Origin of the sequence: Ferriphaselus amnicola (assembly GCF_000974685.2) — a bacterium.
GTDB lineage: Bacteria > Pseudomonadota > Gammaproteobacteria > Burkholderiales > Gallionellaceae > Ferriphaselus > Ferriphaselus amnicola.
Window position 1 is genome coordinate 2,461,137 of the sequence record NZ_AP018738.1, and the last position, 21,938, is coordinate 2,483,074.

Consider the following 21,938-nt stretch of genomic DNA (forward strand, 5'->3'; position numbering starts at 1 on the left):
CGCATCAAATCGGGCGGCTATTTCAACGCGCCGTAAACCATCCATATCAGCATCGCCGTCAGCACCGCCGTGATCGCCATCAGCCAGCGGTTGCGCAACTGAGTCTGGCGGAAGTGCATTTCCAATATATCTTCGAGTTGGTCGAGACGCTTATCGTTTAAACGCTGATACAGCAAGCGCGGCAGTTGTGGCAACAGCATAGCGTAGTGAGGCGCCTCTTCCTGCATAGATTTAACGAAGCCTCGCCAGCCGATTTGCTCGCTCATCCAGCGTTCCAGCCATGGCTTGGCCGTTTTCCACAGATCGAGTTCGGGATCGAGTTGCAACCCCAACCCTTCGATATTGAGCAAAGTCTTTTGCAGCAGCACCAGTTGCGGCTGGATTTCAATGCCGAAGCGACGCGAAGTCTGGAACAGCCGCAATAGCACGCGCCCGAACGAAACCTCCCGCAGAGGCTTATCAAAGATCGGTTCGCACACCGAACGGATAGCCGCTTCCAATTCATCCACCCTCGTGTCAGCGGGCGCCCAGCCAGATTCAATGTGGACTTCAGCCACTCGCTTGTAATCACGCCGGAAGAAGGCTATGAAGTTCTGCGCCAGATAGCTTTTGTCGGTATCAGTGAGCGTGCCCATAATGCCGAAATCCAGCGCGATGTAGCGTCCGTCACGCGCCACTTGGACATTGCCAGGGTGCATGTCGGCGTGGAAAAAACCGTCACGGAACACTTGGGTGTAAAAGATCTCTACGCCGTCAGCCGCCAGCTTGGAAATATCCACGCCGGCTGCACGGATCGCCTCCACCTGACTCACCGGAATGCCGTGCATCCGTTCCATCACCATCACCGACTCTGAGCACCAATCCCAATAGATCTCGGGCACCAGCAGCAAATTGGACGTGGCAAAGTTGCGCTTCAACTGGCTGGCACTGGCCGCCTCGCGCATCAAGTCGAGTTCGTCGTGCAAATGCTTGGAAAATTCAGCCACCACTTCACGCGGCTTGAGGCGGCGGCCATCTGCCCAGAATCGCTCCAGCAATGCTGCGGCAGCATCGAGTAAGTCGAGATCGTGTTCGATCACGCGAGCGATGCCGGGACGCAGCACCTTCACAGCGACCTCGCGGCCATCGGGCAAAGCGGCGAAATGCACTTGTGCGACAGAAGCGCTGGCGATCGGTATCTCGTCGAAGCGGGCGAACACCTGGCTCAAAGGCTTACCAAAATTAGCCTCCAGCAAGGCGATGGCTTGCGACGATGGGAACGGCGGCACCTGATCCTGCAACTTCGCCAGCTCGTCGGCCAAGTCAGTCGGCATCAGATCACGGCGGGTGGACAACATCTGGCCGAACTTGACGAAGATCGGCCCTAGCGACTCCAGCGCCAATCTCAAGCGTTCAGCACGAGGCGCATCGGTATCGCGAAAGAACATCAACCAATTGAGGGTGATACGCAAAAAGGCGGTGCGTTCGTGGGCAAGAATGAACTCATCCAAGCCGAAGCGCAGCACGACAAATAAAATCTTGAGGACACGCAACAATCGCATGAATTACTTTCCGCTGGAAAGCCTAGCCAAGCGCTGTTCCAGTCTAGCCACGTCGTCGCGCAACTGATCCACTTGCTGTACGAATCCAGCCACCTGCTCCGGTTTGGCCAGCAGCGGGCGTTCTTCCGTCCAGTATTCGGCCAGCGCTTGCGACAGGTTCAGGGCTGTGGCGCGCATTTGGCGGTGCTTGCCGGTGACAAGCTGCACAATGCGCTGGGCCGCAATGTCTCCGGTCACACGACTGATGTCTTCCGCCGCATCCCAACGCAGATTGCGACTGAGATAGAAAATCTCGGCCAGCAGCGCGGCATCGCCGGATGTCTGGATTTGGCTGTAGGCGCTCTCGTCCTGAAACGCCAAACGAGGCAGCAGCGAAGGCGGCAGGACGCACACAGCATCTGCGCTGACAACCTCTTCCGTCGCACTCAGCAAGCCATCCTCCCCCACGATGCAAGCAATGGAAAACGGCGCAATGCGGAATTGCGCCGTTTTACCTGCGAACTTGGCCAGCCGAGGCTGCGCCCAGCCACTGCCCGCAAGCAGATGGTTGAGCGTAGCGATGGCCGGCTGAGCAAACATCTCAGTTGACTTGTTGGATACCTGCCAACAGCCACACCGCCTTGTCGTCGCGCAGATTCTTTTGCACGTGCCAGATTTCGTCGAAGTGCTCAGGTGCAGCACCGTTTTCCACCAACTGACCGCTCAGACGCACGCTGGCGATGGCGATATCGCCCTCTTCTGCCACTTCGATCAGCTCGACATTAATGCTGGTCACATCGGTCTTTTGTGGCGTGTTGTCGCGCTCCTGAATCTGCATCGAGACTTCAGCATACATCTCCGGCGTGGCGTATTCGCGAATATCATTCAGATCTTTACGATCATTGGCAGCTTGCAGGCGAATGAACGAAGTCTTAGCGCTGCGAATGAACGCATCCACGGGAAAACCAGCAGGGATATTCGCGGCAGCAACAGGTGCGGCAGAAGAACCCGAACCCTGCTGCACCTGCTCCATCACTGGAGGTGGCGAGTAAGGCGCACCGGCACCGGCGTACTGCATAGGTTGAGCGGCTTGCTTCTTGCGGAACATAGAGATAACGAACATCACAGCCACGGCAGCGAGGATCGCCATCAAGATGCCGCCCATCGCTCCGCCCATGCCGCTACCAGCGAACAAAGCACCCAAACCAGCGCCGATTGCCAAGCCAGCCAACGGGCCCAACCACTTGTTGCCAGCTGGGGCTGGAGCGGCAGGTGCTGTCGGCGCTGGAGCAGCTGCCGGAGGACGCTGCATCTGTTGCTGACTCATGCTGCGCTGTTTGCCAATGCTGCCACCACCGCCAAGACGCTTGGCTTCGGCCTCTACCGCAAACAGTCCTAGGCAAGTGAAGATCAAGGTAATGAGCATCAAAAAACGTTTCATGTATTCCTCTACAGGTAATTGAACAAACGGCGCGCAGTATAGCATCGCTGCACGCAACAGCTTAATCCGATGGACACTCGGTTTTCGGTGTGGAACTAGACAGCAGTTTCGCTGTTGACCTGTTGCAGCAGTAGCGCGGCGGCTTGCTCCAACATCGAGACGCTTAAGGTACCGATGCACTGTTCTGCGACTTGGATGCCGTCGAGCACGGCAGGACGTTCAGATTCGGTGATCTCCCAGACCTCTTTCTCGTCACCGCGTTGACGCACGTGCTGCAAAACTGCGATAGCTGCCTCAAGGATGGGTATAGCTTCGGGTGTTTTGGTTTGCCCCAGCTCCAGCGCATAACGCACGACTGAAATCGCCGCCGCCATACGTGCGAACGCTACCACGGTGAATTTCCCAGCACAGGCCGACTGATAGGGCAGGTGCATATCCATCGCATAGATGTCCTTCAGTCCCTGCGTGACGGGAACTCGGATCCGGCTACGTTTTTTCATGGTGACTCATCCTGAAGATAGAGGGGCGAACGGTCTTTGTATCGGCAATCATGGATTAACCTTTAGTCGCTCAAAAGGGCGCATCGCTGAGGAAATGTAACGCGCCACCCGTGATTGGATGCTCGAAATTTAATCGAGATGCATGCAATAACAAACGGGCTGCCGCCCTACCTTGGTACAAGGTATCGCCAAGAATTGAGTGGCCGATGGCCTGCAGATGCACTCGCAACTGATGGGTACGCCCCGTGACAGGCTCCAACTCGATTCGACTAATATCCAAAACAGAATCATGTTTCAGCAAGGTATAGCGCGTAAGCGAGGGCTTACCTTGCTCAGCATCTATCTTGCGCAAGGGGCGGTTCAACCAGTCAGCGAGAATGGGCAAATCGATCTCGCCAGACGTTTCCATTTGACCCGCCACAACGGCAAGATAGCGTTTTTCGACTCTGCGCTCCGCAAATGCACGAGACATCCGCCTTTGCACCTCGGCATTGCGCGCAAACAGCATCAAACCGGAAGTCGCCATGTCCAGACGATGCACGACCAATGCCTCTGGAAATTGGCGCTGCAATCGTGTTGCCAGACTATCCTGCTTGTCCTCGCCCCGTCCTGGCACAGCCAATAGCCCAGCGGGCTTATCCACGACCAACAACGACGCGTCTTGATGGATCAGAGCCAAGCCGCAATCTAGCGGCGGGAAGTATTGATGCTGCTTATCCACGGCGGGCAAACGACTACATCAAGATCACATCGTATTGTTCTTGGCAGTACAGGCTATCGACTTGCAGCGACACCGACTTGCCGATGAAATCGGAAAGTTGGGCTAGGCTTTGCGACTCTTCGTCGAGGAACAAGTCAATGACGTGTTGCGAAGCGAGAATGCGGTATTCGCGGGCATTGAACTGGCGAGCCTCGCGCACGATCTCACGCAGAATCTCGTAACACACGGTCTGAGCCGTCTTCACCTCGCCTCGCCCTTGGCAAGTCGGGCAAGGCTCACACAAAATGTGCGCCAGACTTTCACGAGTACGCTTACGCGTCATCTCCACCAAACCCAGAGCGGAAAAGCCATTCACCGTGATGCGAGTATGGTCACGCGCCAAGGTCTTCTTGAACTCATCCAGCACCGCATCTCGGTGCTCTTGTGTGTCCATGTCGATGAAGTCGCAAATGATGATACCGCCAAGGTTGCGTAAACGCAGTTGGCGTGCAATGACTTGGGCCGCCTCCAGATTGGTCTTGAAAATGGTGTCGTCGAAATTGCGCCCACCGACGAAGCCGCCGGTATTCACGTCCACCGTAGTCAGCGCCTCGGTCTGATCGAAGATCAGATAACCACCGGACTTCAGATCCACGCGCCGCGACAAGGCACGCTCGATTTCGATCTCCACTGCATACAGATCAAACAATGGACGTTCGCCGGTGTAGTGCTCCAGTCTAGGCAACGCATCAGCCATGTAATCCTGTGCGAACGCTTGCATCCGTTGATGAGTGCCACGTGAATCCACTAGGATGCGCGTGGTGTCTTCGCTGACAAAATCACGCAACACGCGCAAGGCAAGATCCAACTCCTGATACAGCAGTGCAGGGGCAGCATGACGCTTGGCGTCTTCCTGCAATTTCTGCCACTGCCGCGCCAGATACTCCATGTCAGCTTGGAATTCCTTGTCGGAAGCAGATTCCGCCAATGTGCGGATGATGTAACCGCCGCTGTGATTCTCCGGCAGCAGGCTCGACAACTTGCTACGCAGCGACTCACGCTCAGCCTCATCCTCGATACGTTGTGACACGCCGATATGCGTTTCCTGCGGCAGATACACCACGAGTCGTCCAGCGATGCTGATCTGAGTGGATAGACGCGCGCCTTTAGTGCCGATGGGATCTTTGATGACTTGCGCAAGTATGGACTGACCTTCGAACAATACTTTCTCGATCGGCTTCGCCGCATCGCCGTTGTTGCGATTCTCCCAGATGTCAGCCACGTGCAGAAAAGCCGAGCGCTCCAACCCGATATCGATGAACGCCGACTGCATCCCAGGCAACACGCGCTTGACTTTGCCCAGATAGACGTTGCCGACCAGCCCGCGCTGGCTAGCACGCTCGATATGTAGCTCTTGCACCACGCCAAGCTGCATCACCGCAGCACGCGTTTCCTGCGGGGTGATGTTGATAAGAATGTCGTTGTTCATGTAACTGGGTACCCAAAAAGTTCGAGCAGCTCGGCCGTCTCGCACAAGGGCAGACCGACCACCCCAGAATAACTGCCTTCGATACGACGAATAAAGGTCCCAGCATGCCCCTGAATTCCGTAAGCGCCTGCCTTGTCCAGCGATTCGCCGGTCAACAGATATCGATGGATGCGCTCCTCGCTCAGTTCAGCAAAGGTAACACGCGTAATTGACAGACGCAGCTCGCATTGAGCTTCGCGCGCCACCGCCACGGCAGTCAACACTTGATGTTCGCGCCCCGAAAGCTGGCGCAAGATGGCAGCCGCAGCTTCGCGATCATGGGGTTTGCCAATGATCTGGCCGTCCAGCGTCACGGTCGTATCCGCCGCCAATACTGGGAACGGCGGCAGATTGCGCTGCTGCATGATCTTCCAGCCTGCCGCTGCCTTTTCACGGCAAACACGCTGCACATAGATCTCAGGCGTTTCATCGGGATGCGGTGTCTCATCCACATCCGGCAATCGACCAGAATCGCTACGCAACAACAGCGAGCCGAAGTTCACGCCGATCTGCTTGAGCAATTCACGGCGGCGCGGACTTTGTGAAGCAAGGTAGATACGATGTTGGGTCAGACTCATGGTCGGTTCATTCTCGGTGATAGGGATGATTGTGCATGAGGCTCCACGCCCGATACAACTGCTCGGCCAGCAGCACGCGCACCATGGCGTGCGGCAAGGTCAAGGCAGAGAGCGCCAGCAGTTTGTGTGCCGCCCGCTTCACTGTATCGTGCAGACCGTCGGCTCCGCCGATGATGAACACGACATCGCGCCCTTCGCCCATCCAGCTGCTCATCTCGTCGGCCAGTTTGCGTGTCGTCCACGCCGCACCGCGTTCATCTAGCGCACAAATCAGCGCACCGCTCGGCAAGGCTGCCAAAATGCGGCCAGCCTCTGCTTCCATGATCTGCTCGGTGGTTTTGCCCGTTGTACGCGGCTCAGGTTTAAGTTCGACCAGCTCGATTCTCGCCTCACGCGGCATGCGCTTAGCATATTCCGCATAACCTTCGGCGATCCAGCCCGGCATCTTGTGGCCGACAGAAACAATCAGCAGCTTCACGTCAAGTGGCGCGCGGCAGGCGCTTGGTCGCCCCACAGCTCTTCAAGATTGTAATAGGCGCGCACGGCGGGCTGCATGACGTGGACGATGATGTCGCCCAAGTCCACCAGCACCCATTCACCGCCGCGTCCCCCTTCGATGTCGCGGGCACGCTCGCCCTGCTCCAGCAACTTGTCGATCACATGATCGGCCAGCGCCTTGGTCTGGCGAGTGGACTGGGCGCTGGCGATGACCATGCGCTCGAACAAAGGGCTCAGCCGGCTGGTGTTGAGCACCGTGATGTGTTCACCCTTGATGTCTTCGAGTGCCGCAACGACGGCGGCCGTTTTTTGTTCGATGCTCAGCATGTCGGATACAAATGGTGAGTGTGGATATACCAAGCCACGCTATCCGGCACGAGATAACGTAGATGACGACCCGTCGCGGCACGGCAGCGGATATCGGTAGCCGAGATCTCCAGCAGCGGCATATCCAGTGCGACGATGGCTCCAGCGGCTTGCTCGTGCAACTTCAACGGTGCCGGTGCCAAACGAGCAAAGTATTCGAGGCGCAACACCTCGTCGGCTTGCAACATGGCATTACCTAATGGCAAGCCGGGACGCTGCATCACCACGATGTGCGCCAACTCGAACAAACGCGTCCATTGATGCCAAGTGTGCAGTTGCAGGAAAGCATCACTACCCAGCAATAAGCAGATCGGCTGTTGCGCGCCCAACTCCTCGCGTAGCGATTCCAGCGTGTGAACCGAATAGCACGGCCCAGCACGAAAGATCTCGCGCTCATCGAGAGTAAAGCTGGGATTGCCCTGCAAGGCCAAACGCACCATCTCCAATCGCTGTTGCGGTGTGGAAAATGGGGTGCCTCGATGCGGCGGTGTACCGTTAGGGATAAAGCGAACTTGGCGCAGGTCGCACTGTTCCAGTGCTTCTAGCGCCAAGCGCAGGTGACCGTGATGGATCGGGTCGAAGGTACCGCCGAGGATGCCGATAGGCCGAATGAGCGGTGGCGTAGTCACGATTCAGTCGGCCATATCGCTTACAGCACCAGACGGCGCACGTCGGATAGCACTTGCGCCAGTGCGGTGGTGAAGCGCGCGCCGGAGGCACCGTCGATGACGCGATGGTCATACGACAATGATAGCGGCAACATCAAGCGCGGCACGAATTCGCTCTCTTTCCACACGGGCTTCATGCTGGAACGCGATACGCCCAGAATGGCGACTTCAGGCGCGTTGATGATCGGCGTGAACGCCGTGCCACCGATACCGCCCAGACTGGAGATGGAGAAGCAACCGCCCTGCATCTCGGCAGCCGTAAGTTTTTTGTCGCGCGCGCGCTGGCTGATCTCGCCCAATTCCTTGGCAAGTTGCACCAGCCCCTTTTGATCCACATCACGGATCACCGGCACCATCAGACCATCCGGCGTATCCACTGCCACGCCGATGTGGAAATATTTCTTCAGAATCAGGTTCTCGCCGCTGGCATCCAGCGACGCGTTGAACTCGGGGAATTTCTGCAAAGCCATGACCACCGCTTTGAGCAAGAACACCAGCGGCGTGATCTTAACACCCTGCTTGGCGTACTCCGCGCCGATCTCCTTACGGAAAGCCTCCAGCTCGGTGATATCAGCCTCGTCGAACTGTGTGACATGCGGCAGCATGACCCAGTTGCGATGCAAGTTAGCGCCAGAAATCTTCTTGATGCGCGACAGTGGCTTACTTTCGATCTCGCCGAACTTGGCAAAATCCACCACCGGCATGTCCAGCAACTGGATACCACCGATACCGGTTGCAGTGCCACGCGGAGTGGACAGTGCGGCCTTGACGTAATTCTGCACGTCGTCCTTGGTGATGCGGCCTTTCTCTGCCGAGCCTTTGACCAGCGACAGATCCACGCCGAGTTCACGAGCGAAACGGCGAATAGACGGACTCGCGTGGGATTTACCCACGGCAGTCGCTGGCGCACTGGGTGCTGCTGGTGCAGGCATGGGTACTGGAGCAGCCACAGGCGCAGCAACGACAGGAGCCGGAGCTGCGGGTGCAACAACGGCAGGAGCCGCCGCAGCCGGTGCAGCAGCAACGACACCGCTCGCCTCCAGCACCGCGATCAGCACACCTTCCGACACCTTGTCGCCAACTTTGACTTTGAGCTCTTTGACCACGCCATCGAAGGGTGCCGGCACATCCATCGTGGCCTTGTCGGTTTCCACGGTAAGCAGCGTGTCTTCCGCCTTCACCGTATCGCCCACCTTGACCGCCACTTCGATCACCGTCACATCTTTGAAATTGCCGATGTCCGGCACTAGAACTTGTTGTTCAGCCATGTTCGTTTCCTCCGCTTAAACCGTCACCGGGTTCGGCTTGTCGGGGTTGATGTTGTACAGCGCAATGGCGCGGCTCACTTCGCTGGCGGCGATACCACCTTCGTCGGCCAGCGCCTTCAGTGCGGCAACTGCGACGTAGTAGCGATCCACCTCGAAGAAGTGGCGCAGCTTCTTACGCGAATCGGAACGACCGAAACCGTCTGTGCCCAGCACGGTATAGAGTTGCGGCACGAAAGCGCGGATCTGATCGGCGTAGCTCTTGATGTAGTCGGTCGCAGCGATCACTGGGCCGTTACGATCAGCCAGACACTGTTCGACATAGCTGATACGCGGAGCAGCTTCGGGATGGAGCATGTTCCAGCGCTCAGAATCGAGTCCTTCGCGGCGCAGTTCGTTGAAGCTGGTGACGCTCCACACATCGGCGGCCACCCCAAAATCTTGCGCCAGCAACTCACCCGCCGCGATGACTTCACGCAGGATGGTGCCGCAACCCATGAGTTGAACGCGAGGCTGGTCGGCCGCACCTTCACTCGCACTGAACAGGTACATGCCCTTGACGATGCCCTCTTCCGCGCCTTGCGGCATGGCGGGGTGAGCGTAGTTCTCATTCATAACCGTCAGGTAATAGAACACGTCTTCCTGCTCAACGTACATGCGGCGCATACCGTCACGCACGATGACCGCCAGTTCATAGGCGAAAGTCGGATCGTAGCTCACGCAATTCGGGATCATCGCTGCCATCAGGTGGCTATGGCCATCTTGGTGCTGCAAACCTTCACCGTTCAGCGTGGTGCGACCCGCCGTGCCACCGACCATGAAGCCGCGCGCGCGCAGATCACCCGCCGCCCAAGCCATGTCGCCGATGCGCTGGAAGCCAAACATCGAGTAATAAATGTAGAACGGGATCATCGCCACGCCGTGATTGGCGTAAGCCGTCGCCGCCGCGATCCAGTCGGCCATGCCGCCCGCTTCGTTGATACCTTCTTGCAGGATCTGGCCAGTCTTATCTTCCTTGTAATACATCAGCTGGTCGGCATCCTGCGGGGTGTACAACTGGCCCACCTGCGAGAAGATGCCGAGCTGACGGAACATGCCTTCCATACCGAAGGTACGCGACTCATCCGGCACGATCGGCACAACTTGCTTACCAATCTGCTTGTCCTTCACCAACGCGCCGAGCAAACGGACAAAGGCCATCGTCGTAGAGATCTCACGACCATCCGTACCTTTGATCAAAGCATCGAAACCTTCGCTGGAAGGCATAGGCAGCGGGCTAGCGACAGGATTACGTGCAGGAACAGCCCCCATCTTCGCGCTGCGCTCACGCAGATATTTGGCCTCAAGGCTATCTTCGGCAGGTCGGACAAAGGGCAGATTCGCCAATTGATCGTCAGCCACCGGAATGTTGAAACGATCACGGAATTCGCGCAGCGACTCGCCGTCCATCTTCTTCTGCTGGTGAGTGGGGTTCTGCGCCTCACCGGACGAACCCATGCCGTAGCCCTTCACCGTTTTGGCGAGAATCACGGTCGGCTGGCCGGTATGCTTAGATGCTGCTGCATAAGCTGCGAACACCTTGTGCGGATCGTGACCGCCACGGTTCAAACGCCAGATCTCGTCGTCCGACATGTCGGCGACCAACTCCAGCAACTCAGGATATTTGCCAAAGAAATACTTACGCACATAGGCGCCGTCCTTGGACTTGTAGGTCTGGTACTCACCATCCACCACTTCTTCCATGCGCTTGAGCAGCAAGCCAGTCTTGTCCTTGGCCAGCAAGCGATCCCACTTACCGCCCCAGATCACCTTGATGACGTTCCAGCCAGCACCACGGAACACGCCTTCCAACTCTTGGATGATCTTGCCGTTGCCGCGCACTGGGCCATCTAAACGTTGCAGGTTACAGTTGATGACGAAGATCAGGTTGTCCAGTTTCTCGCGTCCGGCCATCGAGATCGCGCCCAGCGATTCCGGCTCATCGGTCTCGCCGTCGCCCAGATACGCCCAGACCTTACGGCCATCGGTGCTGGCCAAGCCGCGATGTTGCAGATAGCGCATGAAACGCGCTTGGTAAATCGCCATCAGCGGGCCAAGACCCATGGACACGGTGGGGAACTGCCAAAAGTTCGGCATCAACCACGGATGCGGATAGGAAGACAGGCCGTCACCGTCCACTTCTTGACGGAACTTGTACAGTTGCGCCTCGGAAATGCGGCCTTCCATAAAGGCGCGCGCGTACATACCTGGCGAAGAGTGACCTTGGAAATACACCAGATCGCCTCCGTGCGTATCGGTCTTACCGTGGAAGAAGTGGTTGAAGCCCACGTCATACAAGGTCGCCGCCGAGGCAAAGCTGGCGATGTGGCCGCCCAACTCCGACGACTCCTTGTTGGCGTTCAGAATGATCGCCATCGCATTCCAGCGCATCAGCGCACGGATACGGTGTTCCAATTCATGGTTGCCGGTAGAGCGCTCTTCCTTGGCCAACGGGATGCTGTTGACGTAAGGCGTGGTTGCGCTGATCGGCACATCGTCGCCTGCGATGCGCGCTTGATGAATCAGCTGACTAATCAGGTAATGGGCGCGCTCGGCACCTTCGTGCTCCAGCACGGAATTGAGCGCGTCCAGCCACTCTTTGGTTTCCTGTGGATCGTTATCGGGTAATTGTGTCGCCATCTTGCTCTCCAAAAAACTCGTTATGCGCGCGCCCGTACAGCGGCGCAATGGATAATTTCGTGCTCGGTAATCAACTTATCTACCTTGCGGTCGGTCGGCTCTTGCGGAATGCCTTCCACCAATTGCAGCGAAAACGCCGCAGCTACCAGCGCTGGCTGATGTGACAGCCGCGCCAAAAATTTGTCATAGAACCCGCCACCGTAGCCTAGTCTGGCACCATCTCGACCAAATGCCACTCCCGGTAACAGGATGAAATCGATCCCCGCCAGATCAGCCAATTCACAACGCGCCGGAATCGGCTCACGGATACCGTAACTGCCCATTTCGATCTGACCCTCCAGATCACTCACGCGATAGACATCCAGCTGTCGAGTCGCTCGGTTCACGCGCGGCAAGAGCAACTGTTTGCCATCCGCCATTACCCGACTCACCCATCCATCGCTTTCAAATTCAGCGCCAAAACTCATCAAGCCCATCACTGAATGCGCCGCGACATATTCGGGCAGATCGGCAATTTTCCCTGAAATTTCAAGGCTCAGTCGCTTTCTATCCGGTAAGGAAAGCGATTCGCGCCCCGCGATTATACGTTGCCTGATGCCCTGCTTCATAGCCTGCGCAGTCACGACTGTACCGCCGCCTTTGCCCAAATCACCAAACTGTCGGCATCTTCGAGTATCTCCACAGGAACCTCGCGGTAATTCTGCAAAACCTGTTTTTCGGAAGGCGCAAACACCTCAGCGTGACGATCAAGGTACCCAGCGAGGGTCGCCGGATGTGTTTTAAAGTACAAACGCCCATCAAAAACGATGCCAAAGAACACCTTCCCCGAATACAAACCGTAGCCACCGAACATGCGCTTGCTGCGTAGCTCGGGCAGAGTGGCGAGCCGCTCTAGAACAAAGGGAAGGAAGGAATCGACGGGCATGTCCCGAGCTATCCCAAGAATAGGCGGTAGGCGGGATTCTCGCTTTCATCCCAGTACGGGTAGCCGAGGCCGTCGAGGAAAGCGCGCAGGGCATCTTTATCGTGGTGCGGAACTTGCATCCCAACCAACACGCGACCGTAATCCGCCCCGTGGTTGCGGTAGTGGAACAGGCTGATGTTCCAGTTGTGGCTCATGCGATTCAGAAAATTCATCAATGCACCGGGGCGCTCTGGGAATTCGAAACGGAACAGGATCTCGTCGCTGACGCCCGCCGAATGCCCGCCGACGAGATGACGCAGATGCAGCTTGGCCATTTCGTTGTCGGTGAGGTCAAGCGTGCGCAGTTCGTTCTGTTGCAGCGTGGCGACCAACGTGGCCGTTTCAGCGGGATCTTTCACTTGCACGCCGACGAAGACCTGCGCCGCTTTCGGGTCGGCAAAGCGATAGTTGAATTCAGTGATGTTGCGGCTACCCAATAAGGTGCAGAACTGGCGGAAGCTGCCCGGTGTCTCGGGGATAGTAACTGCAAGTATGGCTTCTCGTTTCTCGCCAATCTCGGCACGTTCCGCAACAAAGCGCAGGCGATCGAAATTCATGTTCGCACCGCAAGCGACCGGGATCAACGTCTTACCTGTGAGCTTTTCACGCTTGGCGTAGAGTTTGGCACCGGCCACGGCAAGCGCGCCTGCGGGTTCGAGAATGGAGCGAGTATCTTGGAACACATCCTTGATGGCGGCGCACACGGCATCGGTATCCACGCGCACGATCTCGTCCACGTAATGCTGGCAGACACGGAAGGTCTCTTCGCCGACCAGCTTGACCGCCGTGCCGTCCGAGAACAAGCCGACATCGTTCAGCTGCACGCGTTGACCCGCTTGCATCGATTGGAACATGGCATCGGAGTCGTTGGTCTGCACGCCGATCACTTTGATATCGGGGCGCACTTGTTTGACATAGGCGGCCACGCCCGCGATCAATCCGCCGCCGCCGATGGCGCAGAAGATGGCGTGGATGGGAGCTTGGTGCTGGCGCAGGATCTCCATGCCGACCGTTCCTTGCCCGGCGATCACATCGGGATCGTCGAAAGGATGGACAAAGGTAAGCTGCCTTTCTTTTTCCAGAGCATAGGCTCGGGTGCAGGCATCGCTGTAGCTATCACCGAACAATACAATCTCGATGGCATCCTGACCGAAATGACGCACCGCGTCGATCTTCACTTGTGGGGTAGTGGTCGGCATCACGATGACGGCCTTGCAGCCCAAACGATGCGCGGACAGCGCCACGCCTTGCGCATGATTACCTGCCGAGGCAGCGATCACGCCACGCTGAAGCTGCGCCGGCGTAAGTTGAGCCATCTTGTTATACGCGCCGCGCAGCTTGAACGAGAACACGGGCTGCATGTCTTCGCGCTTGAACAACAAGGTGTTGCCGATGCGAGCGGAAAGATTGGGCGCAGCTTCTAGCGGGGTTTCGATAGCCACGTCATAGACACGGGCGGTAAGAATGCGCTTCAGATAATCTTGCATAGTCGATGGGTAACGGTCAGATTGGGCGCAAGATTAGCAGGAATTGATCCGCCTCCCAAGATTTTCGGGGATTCCACGGTTTCTAAATTCATCGATTCCTGCAATAATCCGCGCACAAACAAGAAAACCAAAAGGGGCAAAACCATGACACAGGACGAATTGAAACTAGCGGTCGCCAAGGCAGCCATCGCATATGTTCCCAACGATTGCATCGTAGGTGTGGGCACCGGCTCCACCGCCAATTTCTTCATCGACGAGCTAGGAAAGATCAAGCACAAGATACGCGGCGCGGTCGCCAGCTCAGAGGCTTCTGCCAAGCGTTTGCAAGGTCACGGCATCGAAGTGATCTCCCTGAATGACGCGGGCGAGTTGCCGGTGTATGTGGACGGCGCTGACGAGATCACCCGCAATATGCATATGACCAAGGGCGGCGGCGGCGCGCTGACGCGCGAGAAGATCGTGGCGGCGGCCAGCAAAAAATTCATCTGTCTGTGCGATGCCAGTAAGCTAGTGGACGTGTTGGGCAAGTTCCCGCTGCCAGTGGAAGTGATCCCGATGGCACGCAGCTATGTAGCTCGCGAACTGGTACGCTTGGGTGGACAACCGCAGTTGCGTACCGGCTTCACCACCGACAATGGCAATCTGATCCTTGATGTCCACGGACTCAGCATCCTGAATCCAGTCGAGTTGGAAACGGCGATCAACCACTTGCCCGGCGTGGTGACCAACGGCTTGTTCGCACGCCGTCCAGCGGATGTGCTGTTGCTAGGCACCGCTGAAGGCGTTCAGACCTTGACCGCTTGAGCATCACCAACCATCACTTGCAGCCATACACTTCACGGCTTAGCCGAAAGTTTTGAGGAAGACCATGATTACCACTGAACACACTTCTAAACAGTTTGATGCCGAACTCGAAGCAGTGCGCGCGCGCGTGCTGCAAATGGGCGGGTTGGTGGAAAATCAGATTCGACTGGCGGTCGAAGCCTTGACCAGCGGCGATCTGGATCTGATGAATCGCGTCGTCGCCGACGATCACCGCGTCAATGCGATGGAAGTCGAAATCGACGAAACCTGCGGTCAAATCATCGCCCGTCGCCAACCTGCCGCCGGTGACTTGCGCATGGTGATGACGGTCATCAAGACCATTACCGACCTCGAACGTATCGGCGACGAAGCTGCCAAGATCGCCCGCATGGCCAAATTGCTGGCACAACGCGAACGCTTGAATCTACCCCGTTACAACGAGATCAAGCACGCCGCCGACATCACGCTGGATATGCTGCGCAAGTCGCTGGATGCCTTTGCTCGTCTCGATTTACAAACGGCGGCTCAGGTCGTGCGTCAGGACGAACTGGTGGACGAGGAATTCCGCGCCATCATGCGCTACCTCATCACCTTCATGATGGAAGACCCGCGCACCATCTCCACTTCGCTGGAAATTCTGTTCGTGGCCAAGGCTATCGAACGCATCGGCGACCACGCCCAAAACATGTCGGAATACGTCATCTACATGGTCAAGGGACGCGACGTGCGCCACGTCACCGTTGAAGAGATCGAACGCGAAGCTGCTTCCAGCTAAGTAGGTTCGCGTGTCGAGTTCTCCTGTTCTGGCCGCGATCGACCTCGGCTCCAACAGCTTCCGCCTGCAATTCGCCCGCGTCGAACATGGGCAGCTGGTGCTGATCGATGGCCTGCGTGAGCCGGTGCGACTAGCGGGCGGGCTGGATGCCAATGGCGACCTCGAACCCGCCTCACGTGACCGCGCGCTTGCCTGCCTGAATCGCTTCCGTGAATTGCTGGAACAGATGGCCCCCAACGCCGTACGCGTAGTCGCCACCAACACCCTGCGCATCGCCAACAACTCCGCCGAATTTCTGCCGCAAGCGGAGGCCGCGTTAGGCTTGCCCATTGAGATCATCCCCGGCACCGAAGAAGCGCGACTCATTTATCTCGGGGTTGCCCACAGCCTACCCGCCACCTTCGAGAAACGTCTGGTGATGGACATCGGCGGCGGCTCGACCGAATTCATCATCGGTAGCGGCTTTGCCACTCACCGCCTGACTAGCTTACAGATGGGCTGCGTCGGATACAGCCGCCGTTTCTTCCCTGATGGGCGCATCACCGCTGACAATCTGGCACAGGCAGTCAGCGCAGCGCATGCCGTGTTGCAGCCTATCATCGATAACTTCTCCCAAGCGAATTGGGATATTGCCTATGGCTCGGCAGGCACAGCTTGTGTCGTTGGACAGATTCTGAAGCTCAACGGTTACAGCGACGGCAACCTGACACGCTCCGCACTGGATGCAATGTACGCTCGACTGATCGAGCTGGGCAATGCCGCCAAACTCGACCTGACCGGCATCAAGCCGGATCGCGTCCCAGTCCTACCCGGCGGCTTCGCCATCCTCTACGCCGTATTCCTCGCTCTAGGCATTGAACGTATGCACCCCGCCGAAAGTGCCTTGCGCGAAGGTGTGTTACAAGATTTGCTTAGCGCCTCCGGCTTACGCGACAAATAACTCAGAATACTCGTTGACAACAACATCCCCACTCCTTAGGATGCGCAGAACATTCGTTCCTTAAAGGATTGCCGTGACTGATTTCAACACCCCGGATGCCAACTCCAGAGACGCTGAATACTTGGCCAAGCTCCAAGACTACTACGCCAACTGGAAAAGCATCCCATCCTATGCCAAGCTGTGCGAAGTGTTCGGCATCGCCTCGAAGTCTTGGGTAAAAACGATACTGGAACGCTTGTGTAAGGCCGATTTCATCGAACGCACGCCGGACGGCGTATGGATACCAACTCGTCGGTTCTTTGCCCGACAGCTCGCCGAATCAACAGTGCAGGCAGGTATGCCCGTAGAGGTGTCCGCCACGCAAGGCGACTACATGGTCATCGATGAGATGCTGATCGAAGTGCCATCCAAAACCATTCTGATCACGGTAAAAGGAGACTCGATGATCGAAGCGGGCATTCATGATGGCGATGTCGCCGTGGTGGAAAAGCGCCCAATAGCGAACATCGGAGATATTGTCGTAGCCGTAGTCGATAATGATTACACGCTCAAGACGCTAGACAAAGAGGGAGGCGAGTTCGTCCTACGCCCAGCCAATTCCGCTTTCCCTGTCATTCGCCCCCATGGGTCACTAGAAATCTTCGGTGTATTGATTGGCCTCGTTCGCAAATATCAACGCTGACCGATCTGGTTCTATGAGGACCATACGCCTGATTGTCTCTGCCCCTCAACACGGTAGCCTTAACTGGCGACTCAATTCAGCACGGAGTGCGATGCAAGGTAAAGAAAATCCTTAATTTTTCGAGCCGACTGCCGATGTTTCAGATCAGAACTCGCCTCGAACCGAAGAGGTGTACGGTTCCAGAAGGATGAAGATGAACAAAAAATACCGAATCTTGTTAGTTGATGACCATGCGCTGTTTCGTGACGAAATGCGCGCATTACTCTCGCAGGAATCAGATATAGAGGTGGTCGGCGAGGCAGGTGATGGGCAGAGTGCCTTGCGTTTGGTCGACACACTCCAGCCAGATCTAGTTCTGCTTGACCTGACCATGCCAGGAATCAGTGGCGTAGAAACCATCCGCAATATACGACGCAGCCACCCACAGACTCGCATCATCGTAATCACCGTACACAAATCCGACGAGTATATTCACGAAAGCCTGCGTGCAGGCGCCAATGGCTACCTGCTGAAAGAGTCCACGCATACCGAGTTGCGAATTGCCATTAGCAATGTCCTGCAAGGCAAAATGTACCTCTGCCCAGATGTATCTGAGAAAGTGATCAACGGATATTTGGGATTAGACGGTGGTTACGGACCCAGCCATTCGCGCGACATCCTAACCACACGCGAGCGCGAGGTACTCAAGCTAATTGCCGAGAGCAACAGTAATCGGCAGATTTCAGAATATCTGGGTATCAGCATCAAGACTGTCGAAAAACATCGCGCCAATCTGATGAAGAAGTTGGGGATGCGCAACGCCGCCGCACTAACCACTTACGCCATCGAGAAAGGTTTGGTTGCCCTCTAGCCTTCCATCAGAGATTCAAGAAGGTAGAAGGACCAGATCATCGCAAACGCTTCGTCTGCGGCCTAACGCACGGCAAACGTTGCCAAAGCTTTAGCTGACCAACTTACCCTGATCTGAGCTTCATTTCCCTCCTCAACACTGAGCTTGCATTTGCCGCCATAAAGTATGGCTCGCTCCCTGATGGAAAGTAAGTCGATGGACTCCTGTAGCTGTTCTGCTACGACGGCCGCATCGCCCACACAGCTCGATACTTCCAAGACGAGCATACCGCCGACCGTATGTACATCGAGCGTGATCGAAGTGGCCGAATCCTCTTTGAGCAGCAACGCCACTGCCTCTTGCAGGATACGGAACAGCGTGATGCGCAGCACTGCTGGCACATCCTCTTCCTCGATATGCACATCTCGCTCGATCTTCAGATCTGGGCGAGATTTCTCCAATCTCCGGAAGAACCAAGTCAGCGTGGCGAGCAAGCCCAGATCATCAAGAATCGAAGGTCTCAGGTCTGTGGAAATACGGCGCAACTCGGACAGCGAGTCCACCACGATTGGAATCAACCAGCGTATGGATTGCTCAGCCTTATCAGCGGAGCCGCCCTCGATCTGAGCCGCCGCCGCTTCCAGCGTAATCTTGACCAAACTCATCACTTGCCCGATTCCGCCGTGCAATTCGGTCGCGATGCGTTGCCGATCATGTTCCTGCTCGTCCAGCAGTTGCGCGAACATCAAGCGCAATCGCTGATCTGAACGACGCTCGCCATGATGTCCGTGCCCTTCAGTCGCCATGATCACTCCCTAGCAGTTTTAAATGCCGTTGAACCCGACTCCAATGCGCAGTCAAGTGGACTTTTCGCTGCGCATAAAGAGTACCACCTCAATCATCCAGCGACACGTTACGCGTCTCCGGCAGGAAGATCGCCCCTAAGACAAGTGCAAGCAAGAGCAAGGCGACCGGATACCAAAGTCCTGCGATCGCATTTCCTGCTTGGACGCTCAACAGAGTGATCATGAACGGCGACATTCCCCCTATCCAACCCGCACTCAGATTATGCGGCAATGCCACGGCGGTGTAGCGCATGCGCGCTGGGAATAACTCGGCCAGCGTAGCCGTCTGCGGCCCAGTGATAAGTGCAACGGCGACCACCAGTATCACCAAGAGCAAAAAGATCATTGTACGGTTGACCTGCTGCGTATCAGCCAGCTCGCGCCAACCTTCAGCTTTCAGCGCCGCCATCAACGTGGCTGACTGAAATCCCGTGAGCTCGGCTTGTTGGCCGACCCGCACCCTCGTTTCTTCGGGCGCTGACGCGAGCTGGAGCGTGTAAGTCACGCCGAGTTTGGCGAGCAACTCCTGATTCCGCTCGCAGTCGTTACGTGCGGTGGTAAATGGGCTGTAAGCGCAAGCTGCCCCATGCAGCTCTACCGATACGTCACGATTGAATCGCTCTAAGGCTGGATTGCCGTAATGCAGCAGCCCTGTGTACACCGGAAAGATGGTCACGCTCCCCAGCAGCAAACCTGCCAGCAGTACCGGTCGGCGACCTATCCGATCCGACAGCCAGCCGAACAAGATAGTCAAAGGGAACAGCAATAAGGTGCTACTCATTACCAACGTCCCCACCAGCTGCGGGTCGAGCCTGACCACACTCTTTAGGAAAACGCTGGTATAGACCTGCGACGAGAAGAACAGTAATGAGCCACCCGCCGAGATGCAGAAGAACAACAGCGCCATGCGACCACGTGTCTTAGGATCAGCAAAACACTCGCGCAGCGGCGCGCTCGACAGCGCTTTGTTCTCACGTAAACGGCTGAATACGGGCGACTCATGCAGGTTCAAACGGCTTTTTAGCGAAACCAGCAAAAGTACCGCCGAGAACAGGAACGGCACCCGCCACCCCCATGTATTGAAATCATCGCCGCTCAGGAAGGCCTGAAGCAATAGGATCTGGAATGTGGAAACCAGAATGCCTAGTGGCCCCATCAATTGCAATACGCTGGTATAGATGCCGCGCTGGTTCGCGGGTGCGTGTTCGGTCAAATACACTGCCGACCCCCCGATCTCACCACCCACAGAAAAACCTTGCAGCAAGCGCAATACCAATAATAACGCCGGCGCCAACATCCCGACCTGATGATAGGTCGGCAACAAACCCACGCCGAACGTCGCGCCGCCCATCAATACCAACGTGGCAATAAAGATCGGACGACGACCATATTTGTCGGCCAGCGAACCAAACAAAGCCGCCCCCAATGGCCTCACCAACATCCCCACGCCGAACGTCGCCAAACTTGCCAGCAAGGCCGCGACTGGATTCTCGGGTGGGAAGAACAACACGCTGAAGTAGGTGGCTAGCGACGCGAAGGTAAGGAAATCGTACCACTCAAGGAACGTGCCGAAACACGCCGCGATGGCGACCTTACGTTGAATGATTTTTGTTTCTGACATAGTGCGCAGCGCCACTGGCGAATTTTCTAACGAGAAAAGCAGCGATAACCTCGCTCATGGGCAACCGGAACGAACCGCTCGTGCGATGCTGAAAGTGTCATTTCACCTGCTCTGTGGGCGGCACTAGATTTATCGTGCGCGTCGGAAAAGCGAAGTCAGCACCATGTCGCGCCACGATCTCCGCTATCGCCAACAGCACCGACTGCTTACTTTCGCTGAACCTGACACCATCAATGCTCGAAGTATATGCTTGAACCATCAGATTAAGACTGGACTCCCCGTAGCTATTGAACGAAACGATCACCTCTTTGCTCGAATCGATGTCTGGGCGAGACAACAACATGGCACGCGCCTCTGCACAAATAGCCTCGATCTGCGGCAAATCCTCGTAACGCAAACCGATGGTTTCCTCGATGCGACGATGACTACGCCGCGAAAGATTCACCAGCACAATGGAATTAAACACAGAATTAGGCACGTAGATCATATCCATGTTCCGGGAGCGCAACGCCGTTTGACGCCAACCGATGTATTCGACCTGCCCCTCAAGCTGCTTATCAGGAGAACGGATCGACTCGCCAAGCTTGAATGGGCGATCCAAATGCAGCATCAACCCGCCCAATAGATTCGCCAGAAAATCCTTGGCGGCAAAGCCGATAGCGATACCACCGACACCGCCAAAGGCCAGCACCCCAGAGATACTGAATCCTAGCGATTGGATAATGACCAACCCCGTCAGCACCACCACGGTGATCCGCGCCACCTTAGCGATCCCATGTATGGTGGTCAGATCGAGCTCCTGTCCTTGCCCAATCTGGTGCGCCCTCACACCATCCACACCTTGCCGGATCAGCACAAAGAAAAACCACGCGACACACAGCGTCAGCGAGATTGTGCGCGCATGAACCAGCAGCACCGGCAACGCTTGCTGCAACGAATCATAATGAACATAGGCTGCAACGAAGATACCGGATAGCCAGATAAGCACCGGCAAAGGCTTGCGCGCCGCCTCCAGCACCACATCATCCCAAATATTACTGGTGCCAGCGCTGATCCGCTCGAACCGACGCAAGGCGATGCCAGTCAGAAAATGTGCAGCGAGGGTGGCAGAGAATACGAGGATCAGGCTCCAGTGGTGCGGAGAAATCTCAGCGAGCAAACCATTCATACGAACCCCATTCCTTGGCGACGAAGTTATGGAACTTAGCCCAGAAACAAAAAAACCAACCGCGAAAGGTTGGTTTTCAA

At 56.6% G+C, this 21,938-nt stretch carries 23 protein-coding genes; 5 read left to right on the plus strand and 18 right to left on the minus strand.

Features of this window, described 5'->3' with window-relative positions; translation table 11 throughout:
• Positions 1 to 17: 17 nt before the first annotated feature.
• The 15 genes from ubiB to ilvA all read right to left on the minus strand — a co-directional run bounded on the left by ubiB (position 18) and on the right by ilvA (position 14,194).
• Complete coding sequence (gene ubiB / locus OYT1_RS12210) at positions 18 to 1,541, minus strand: ubiquinone biosynthesis regulatory protein kinase UbiB (protein ID WP_062626560.1); 1,524 nt, start codon at positions 1,539 to 1,541, stop codon at positions 18 to 20.
• A 3-nt stretch (positions 1,542 to 1,544) separates the two neighbouring features.
• On the minus strand, positions 1,545 to 2,120 hold the full coding sequence (locus OYT1_RS12215) for a ubiquinone biosynthesis accessory factor UbiJ (RefSeq protein WP_062626559.1): 576 nt from the start codon (positions 2,118 to 2,120) through the stop codon (positions 1,545 to 1,547).
• A gap of 1 nt (position 2,121) precedes the next feature.
• Positions 2,122 to 2,961 carry a Tim44 domain-containing protein gene (locus OYT1_RS12220; RefSeq protein WP_062626558.1) on the minus strand — a complete coding sequence of 280 codons (840 nt, stop codon included), beginning with the start codon at positions 2,959 to 2,961 and terminating at the stop codon, positions 2,122 to 2,124.
• 95 nt (positions 2,962 to 3,056) lie between these two features.
• A complete protein-coding gene (locus tag OYT1_RS12225) occupies positions 3,057 to 3,461 on the minus strand; it encodes a hypothetical protein (protein WP_062626557.1) in 405 nt (134 codons plus the stop codon).
• A gap of 70 nt (positions 3,462 to 3,531) precedes the next feature.
• The gene (locus OYT1_RS12230) at positions 3,532 to 4,182 is read right to left on the minus strand and encodes an RluA family pseudouridine synthase (protein ID WP_062626791.1); all 651 of its coding nucleotides are present in this window, start codon (positions 4,180 to 4,182) and stop codon (positions 3,532 to 3,534) included.
• A 13-nt stretch (positions 4,183 to 4,195) separates the two neighbouring features.
• Positions 4,196 to 5,650 (minus strand): ribonuclease G, encoded by a 1,455-nt coding sequence (rng, locus tag OYT1_RS12235; RefSeq protein WP_062626556.1) that lies wholly within the window; start codon positions 5,648 to 5,650, stop codon positions 4,196 to 4,198.
• Positions 5,647 to 6,267: a Maf family protein gene (locus OYT1_RS12240; RefSeq protein WP_062626555.1), complete on the minus strand. Its 621-nt coding sequence runs from the start codon at positions 6,265 to 6,267 to the stop codon at positions 5,647 to 5,649. The genes rng and OYT1_RS12240 overlap by 4 nt, the downstream gene beginning before the upstream one ends.
• Positions 6,268 to 6,274: 7 nt before the next feature.
• Positions 6,275 to 6,745 carry a 23S rRNA (pseudouridine(1915)-N(3))-methyltransferase RlmH gene (rlmH, locus tag OYT1_RS12245; RefSeq protein WP_062626554.1) on the minus strand — a complete coding sequence of 157 codons (471 nt, stop codon included), beginning with the start codon at positions 6,743 to 6,745 and terminating at the stop codon, positions 6,275 to 6,277.
• Positions 6,742 to 7,092 carry a ribosome silencing factor gene (gene rsfS, locus OYT1_RS12250; RefSeq protein ID WP_062626553.1) on the minus strand — a complete coding sequence of 117 codons (351 nt, stop codon included), beginning with the start codon at positions 7,090 to 7,092 and terminating at the stop codon, positions 6,742 to 6,744. The genes rlmH and rsfS overlap by 4 nt, the downstream gene beginning before the upstream one ends.
• Entirely contained in the window at positions 7,086 to 7,760 is a 675-nt protein-coding gene (gene nadD, locus OYT1_RS12255; RefSeq protein WP_062626552.1) for a nicotinate-nucleotide adenylyltransferase, read from the minus strand. The genes rsfS and nadD overlap by 7 nt, the downstream gene beginning before the upstream one ends.
• 20 nt (positions 7,761 to 7,780) lie before the next feature.
• Positions 7,781 to 9,067: a dihydrolipoyllysine-residue acetyltransferase gene (gene aceF, locus OYT1_RS12260; protein WP_062626551.1), complete on the minus strand. Its 1,287-nt coding sequence runs from the start codon at positions 9,065 to 9,067 to the stop codon at positions 7,781 to 7,783.
• A gap of 15 nt (positions 9,068 to 9,082) precedes the next feature.
• Positions 9,083 to 11,743 carry a pyruvate dehydrogenase (acetyl-transferring), homodimeric type gene (aceE, locus tag OYT1_RS12265; protein ID WP_062626550.1) on the minus strand — a complete coding sequence of 887 codons (2,661 nt, stop codon included), beginning with the start codon at positions 11,741 to 11,743 and terminating at the stop codon, positions 9,083 to 9,085.
• A 20-nt stretch (positions 11,744 to 11,763) separates the two neighbouring features.
• Entirely contained in the window at positions 11,764 to 12,366 is a 603-nt protein-coding gene (locus tag OYT1_RS12270) for a 5-formyltetrahydrofolate cyclo-ligase (RefSeq protein WP_232013187.1), read from the minus strand.
• Positions 12,363 to 12,668, minus strand: a complete 306-nt coding sequence (locus OYT1_RS12275; protein ID WP_084611974.1) for a TfoX/Sxy family protein — start codon at positions 12,666 to 12,668, stop codon at positions 12,363 to 12,365. Before OYT1_RS12275 ends, OYT1_RS12270 begins: the two co-directional genes overlap by 4 nt.
• An 8-nt stretch (positions 12,669 to 12,676) precedes the next feature.
• A complete protein-coding gene (gene ilvA, locus OYT1_RS12280; RefSeq protein ID WP_062626547.1) occupies positions 12,677 to 14,194 on the minus strand; it encodes a threonine ammonia-lyase, biosynthetic in 1,518 nt (505 codons plus the stop codon).
• Positions 14,195 to 14,338: 144 nt separating this feature from the next.
• Between ilvA and rpiA the strand changes: the two genes are divergently transcribed.
• From rpiA to OYT1_RS12305, 5 genes are all read left to right on the plus strand, one after another.
• On the plus strand, positions 14,339 to 14,998 hold the full coding sequence (gene rpiA / locus OYT1_RS12285) for a ribose-5-phosphate isomerase RpiA (protein WP_062626546.1): 660 nt from the start codon (positions 14,339 to 14,341) through the stop codon (positions 14,996 to 14,998).
• Positions 14,999 to 15,062: 64 nt separating this feature from the next.
• On the plus strand, positions 15,063 to 15,773 hold the full coding sequence (gene phoU, locus OYT1_RS12290; protein ID WP_062626545.1) for a phosphate signaling complex protein PhoU: 711 nt from the start codon (positions 15,063 to 15,065) through the stop codon (positions 15,771 to 15,773).
• 10 nt (positions 15,774 to 15,783) lie between these two features.
• Entirely contained in the window at positions 15,784 to 16,713 is a 930-nt protein-coding gene (gene ppx / locus OYT1_RS12295) for an exopolyphosphatase (RefSeq protein ID WP_062626544.1), read from the plus strand.
• Positions 16,714 to 16,786: 73 nt separating this feature from the next.
• Positions 16,787 to 17,395, plus strand: a complete 609-nt coding sequence (locus tag OYT1_RS12300) for a LexA family protein (RefSeq protein ID WP_062626543.1) — start codon at positions 16,787 to 16,789, stop codon at positions 17,393 to 17,395.
• Between the two features lie 193 nt (positions 17,396 to 17,588).
• A complete protein-coding gene (locus OYT1_RS12305; protein ID WP_062626790.1) occupies positions 17,589 to 18,245 on the plus strand; it encodes a response regulator in 657 nt (218 codons plus the stop codon).
• Between the two features lie 62 nt (positions 18,246 to 18,307).
• Here the strand turns inward: OYT1_RS12305 and OYT1_RS12310 are convergent, their stop codons facing one another.
• The 3 genes from OYT1_RS12310 to OYT1_RS12320 all read right to left on the minus strand — a co-directional run bounded on the left by OYT1_RS12310 (position 18,308) and on the right by OYT1_RS12320 (position 21,858).
• Positions 18,308 to 19,030, minus strand: a complete 723-nt coding sequence (locus OYT1_RS12310) for a sensor histidine kinase (protein WP_062626542.1) — start codon at positions 19,028 to 19,030, stop codon at positions 18,308 to 18,310.
• An 88-nt stretch (positions 19,031 to 19,118) separates the two neighbouring features.
• Complete coding sequence (locus tag OYT1_RS12315) at positions 19,119 to 20,690, minus strand: MFS transporter (RefSeq protein ID WP_062626541.1); 1,572 nt, start codon at positions 20,688 to 20,690, stop codon at positions 19,119 to 19,121.
• Between the two features lie 97 nt (positions 20,691 to 20,787).
• Entirely contained in the window at positions 20,788 to 21,858 is a 1,071-nt protein-coding gene (locus OYT1_RS12320) for a mechanosensitive ion channel family protein (RefSeq protein WP_062626540.1), read from the minus strand.
• Positions 21,859 to 21,938 lie beyond the last annotated feature (80 nt).

Coding starts and splice junctions, on each gene's coding strand:
- rng (WP_062626556.1), bottom strand. CDS start 5,650: ATGAACAACGACATTCTTATCAACATCACCCCGCAGGAAACGCGTGCT.
- OYT1_RS12320 (WP_062626540.1), bottom strand. CDS start 21,858: ATGAATGGTTTGCTCGCTGAGATTTCTCCGCACCACTGGAGCCTGATC.
- rsfS (WP_062626553.1), bottom strand. CDS start 7,092: ATGCTGAGCATCGAACAAAAAACGGCCGCCGTCGTTGCGGCACTCGAA.
- aceE (WP_062626550.1), bottom strand. CDS start 11,743: ATGGCGACACAATTACCCGATAACGATCCACAGGAAACCAAAGAGTGG.
- ubiB (WP_062626560.1), bottom strand. CDS start 1,541: ATGCGATTGTTGCGTGTCCTCAAGATTTTATTTGTCGTGCTGCGCTTC.
- OYT1_RS12225 (WP_062626557.1), bottom strand. CDS start 3,461: ATGAAAAAACGTAGCCGGATCCGAGTTCCCGTCACGCAGGGACTGAAG.
- OYT1_RS12305 (WP_062626790.1), top strand. CDS start 17,589: ATGAACAAAAAATACCGAATCTTGTTAGTTGATGACCATGCGCTGTTT.
- rpiA (WP_062626546.1), top strand. CDS start 14,339: ATGACACAGGACGAATTGAAACTAGCGGTCGCCAAGGCAGCCATCGCA.
- OYT1_RS12240 (WP_062626555.1), bottom strand. CDS start 6,267: ATGAGTCTGACCCAACATCGTATCTACCTTGCTTCACAAAGTCCGCGC.
- OYT1_RS12275 (WP_084611974.1), bottom strand. CDS start 12,668: ATGCCCGTCGATTCCTTCCTTCCCTTTGTTCTAGAGCGGCTCGCCACT.
- aceF (WP_062626551.1), bottom strand. CDS start 9,067: ATGGCTGAACAACAAGTTCTAGTGCCGGACATCGGCAATTTCAAAGAT.
- OYT1_RS12215 (WP_062626559.1), bottom strand. CDS start 2,120: ATGTTTGCTCAGCCGGCCATCGCTACGCTCAACCATCTGCTTGCGGGC.
- OYT1_RS12220 (WP_062626558.1), bottom strand. CDS start 2,961: ATGAAACGTTTTTTGATGCTCATTACCTTGATCTTCACTTGCCTAGGA.
- OYT1_RS12315 (WP_062626541.1), bottom strand. CDS start 20,690: ATGTCAGAAACAAAAATCATTCAACGTAAGGTCGCCATCGCGGCGTGT.
- ilvA (WP_062626547.1), bottom strand. CDS start 14,194: ATGCAAGATTATCTGAAGCGCATTCTTACCGCCCGTGTCTATGACGTG.
- phoU (WP_062626545.1), top strand. CDS start 15,063: ATGATTACCACTGAACACACTTCTAAACAGTTTGATGCCGAACTCGAA.
- OYT1_RS12310 (WP_062626542.1), bottom strand. CDS start 19,030: ATGGCGACTGAAGGGCACGGACATCATGGCGAGCGTCGTTCAGATCAG.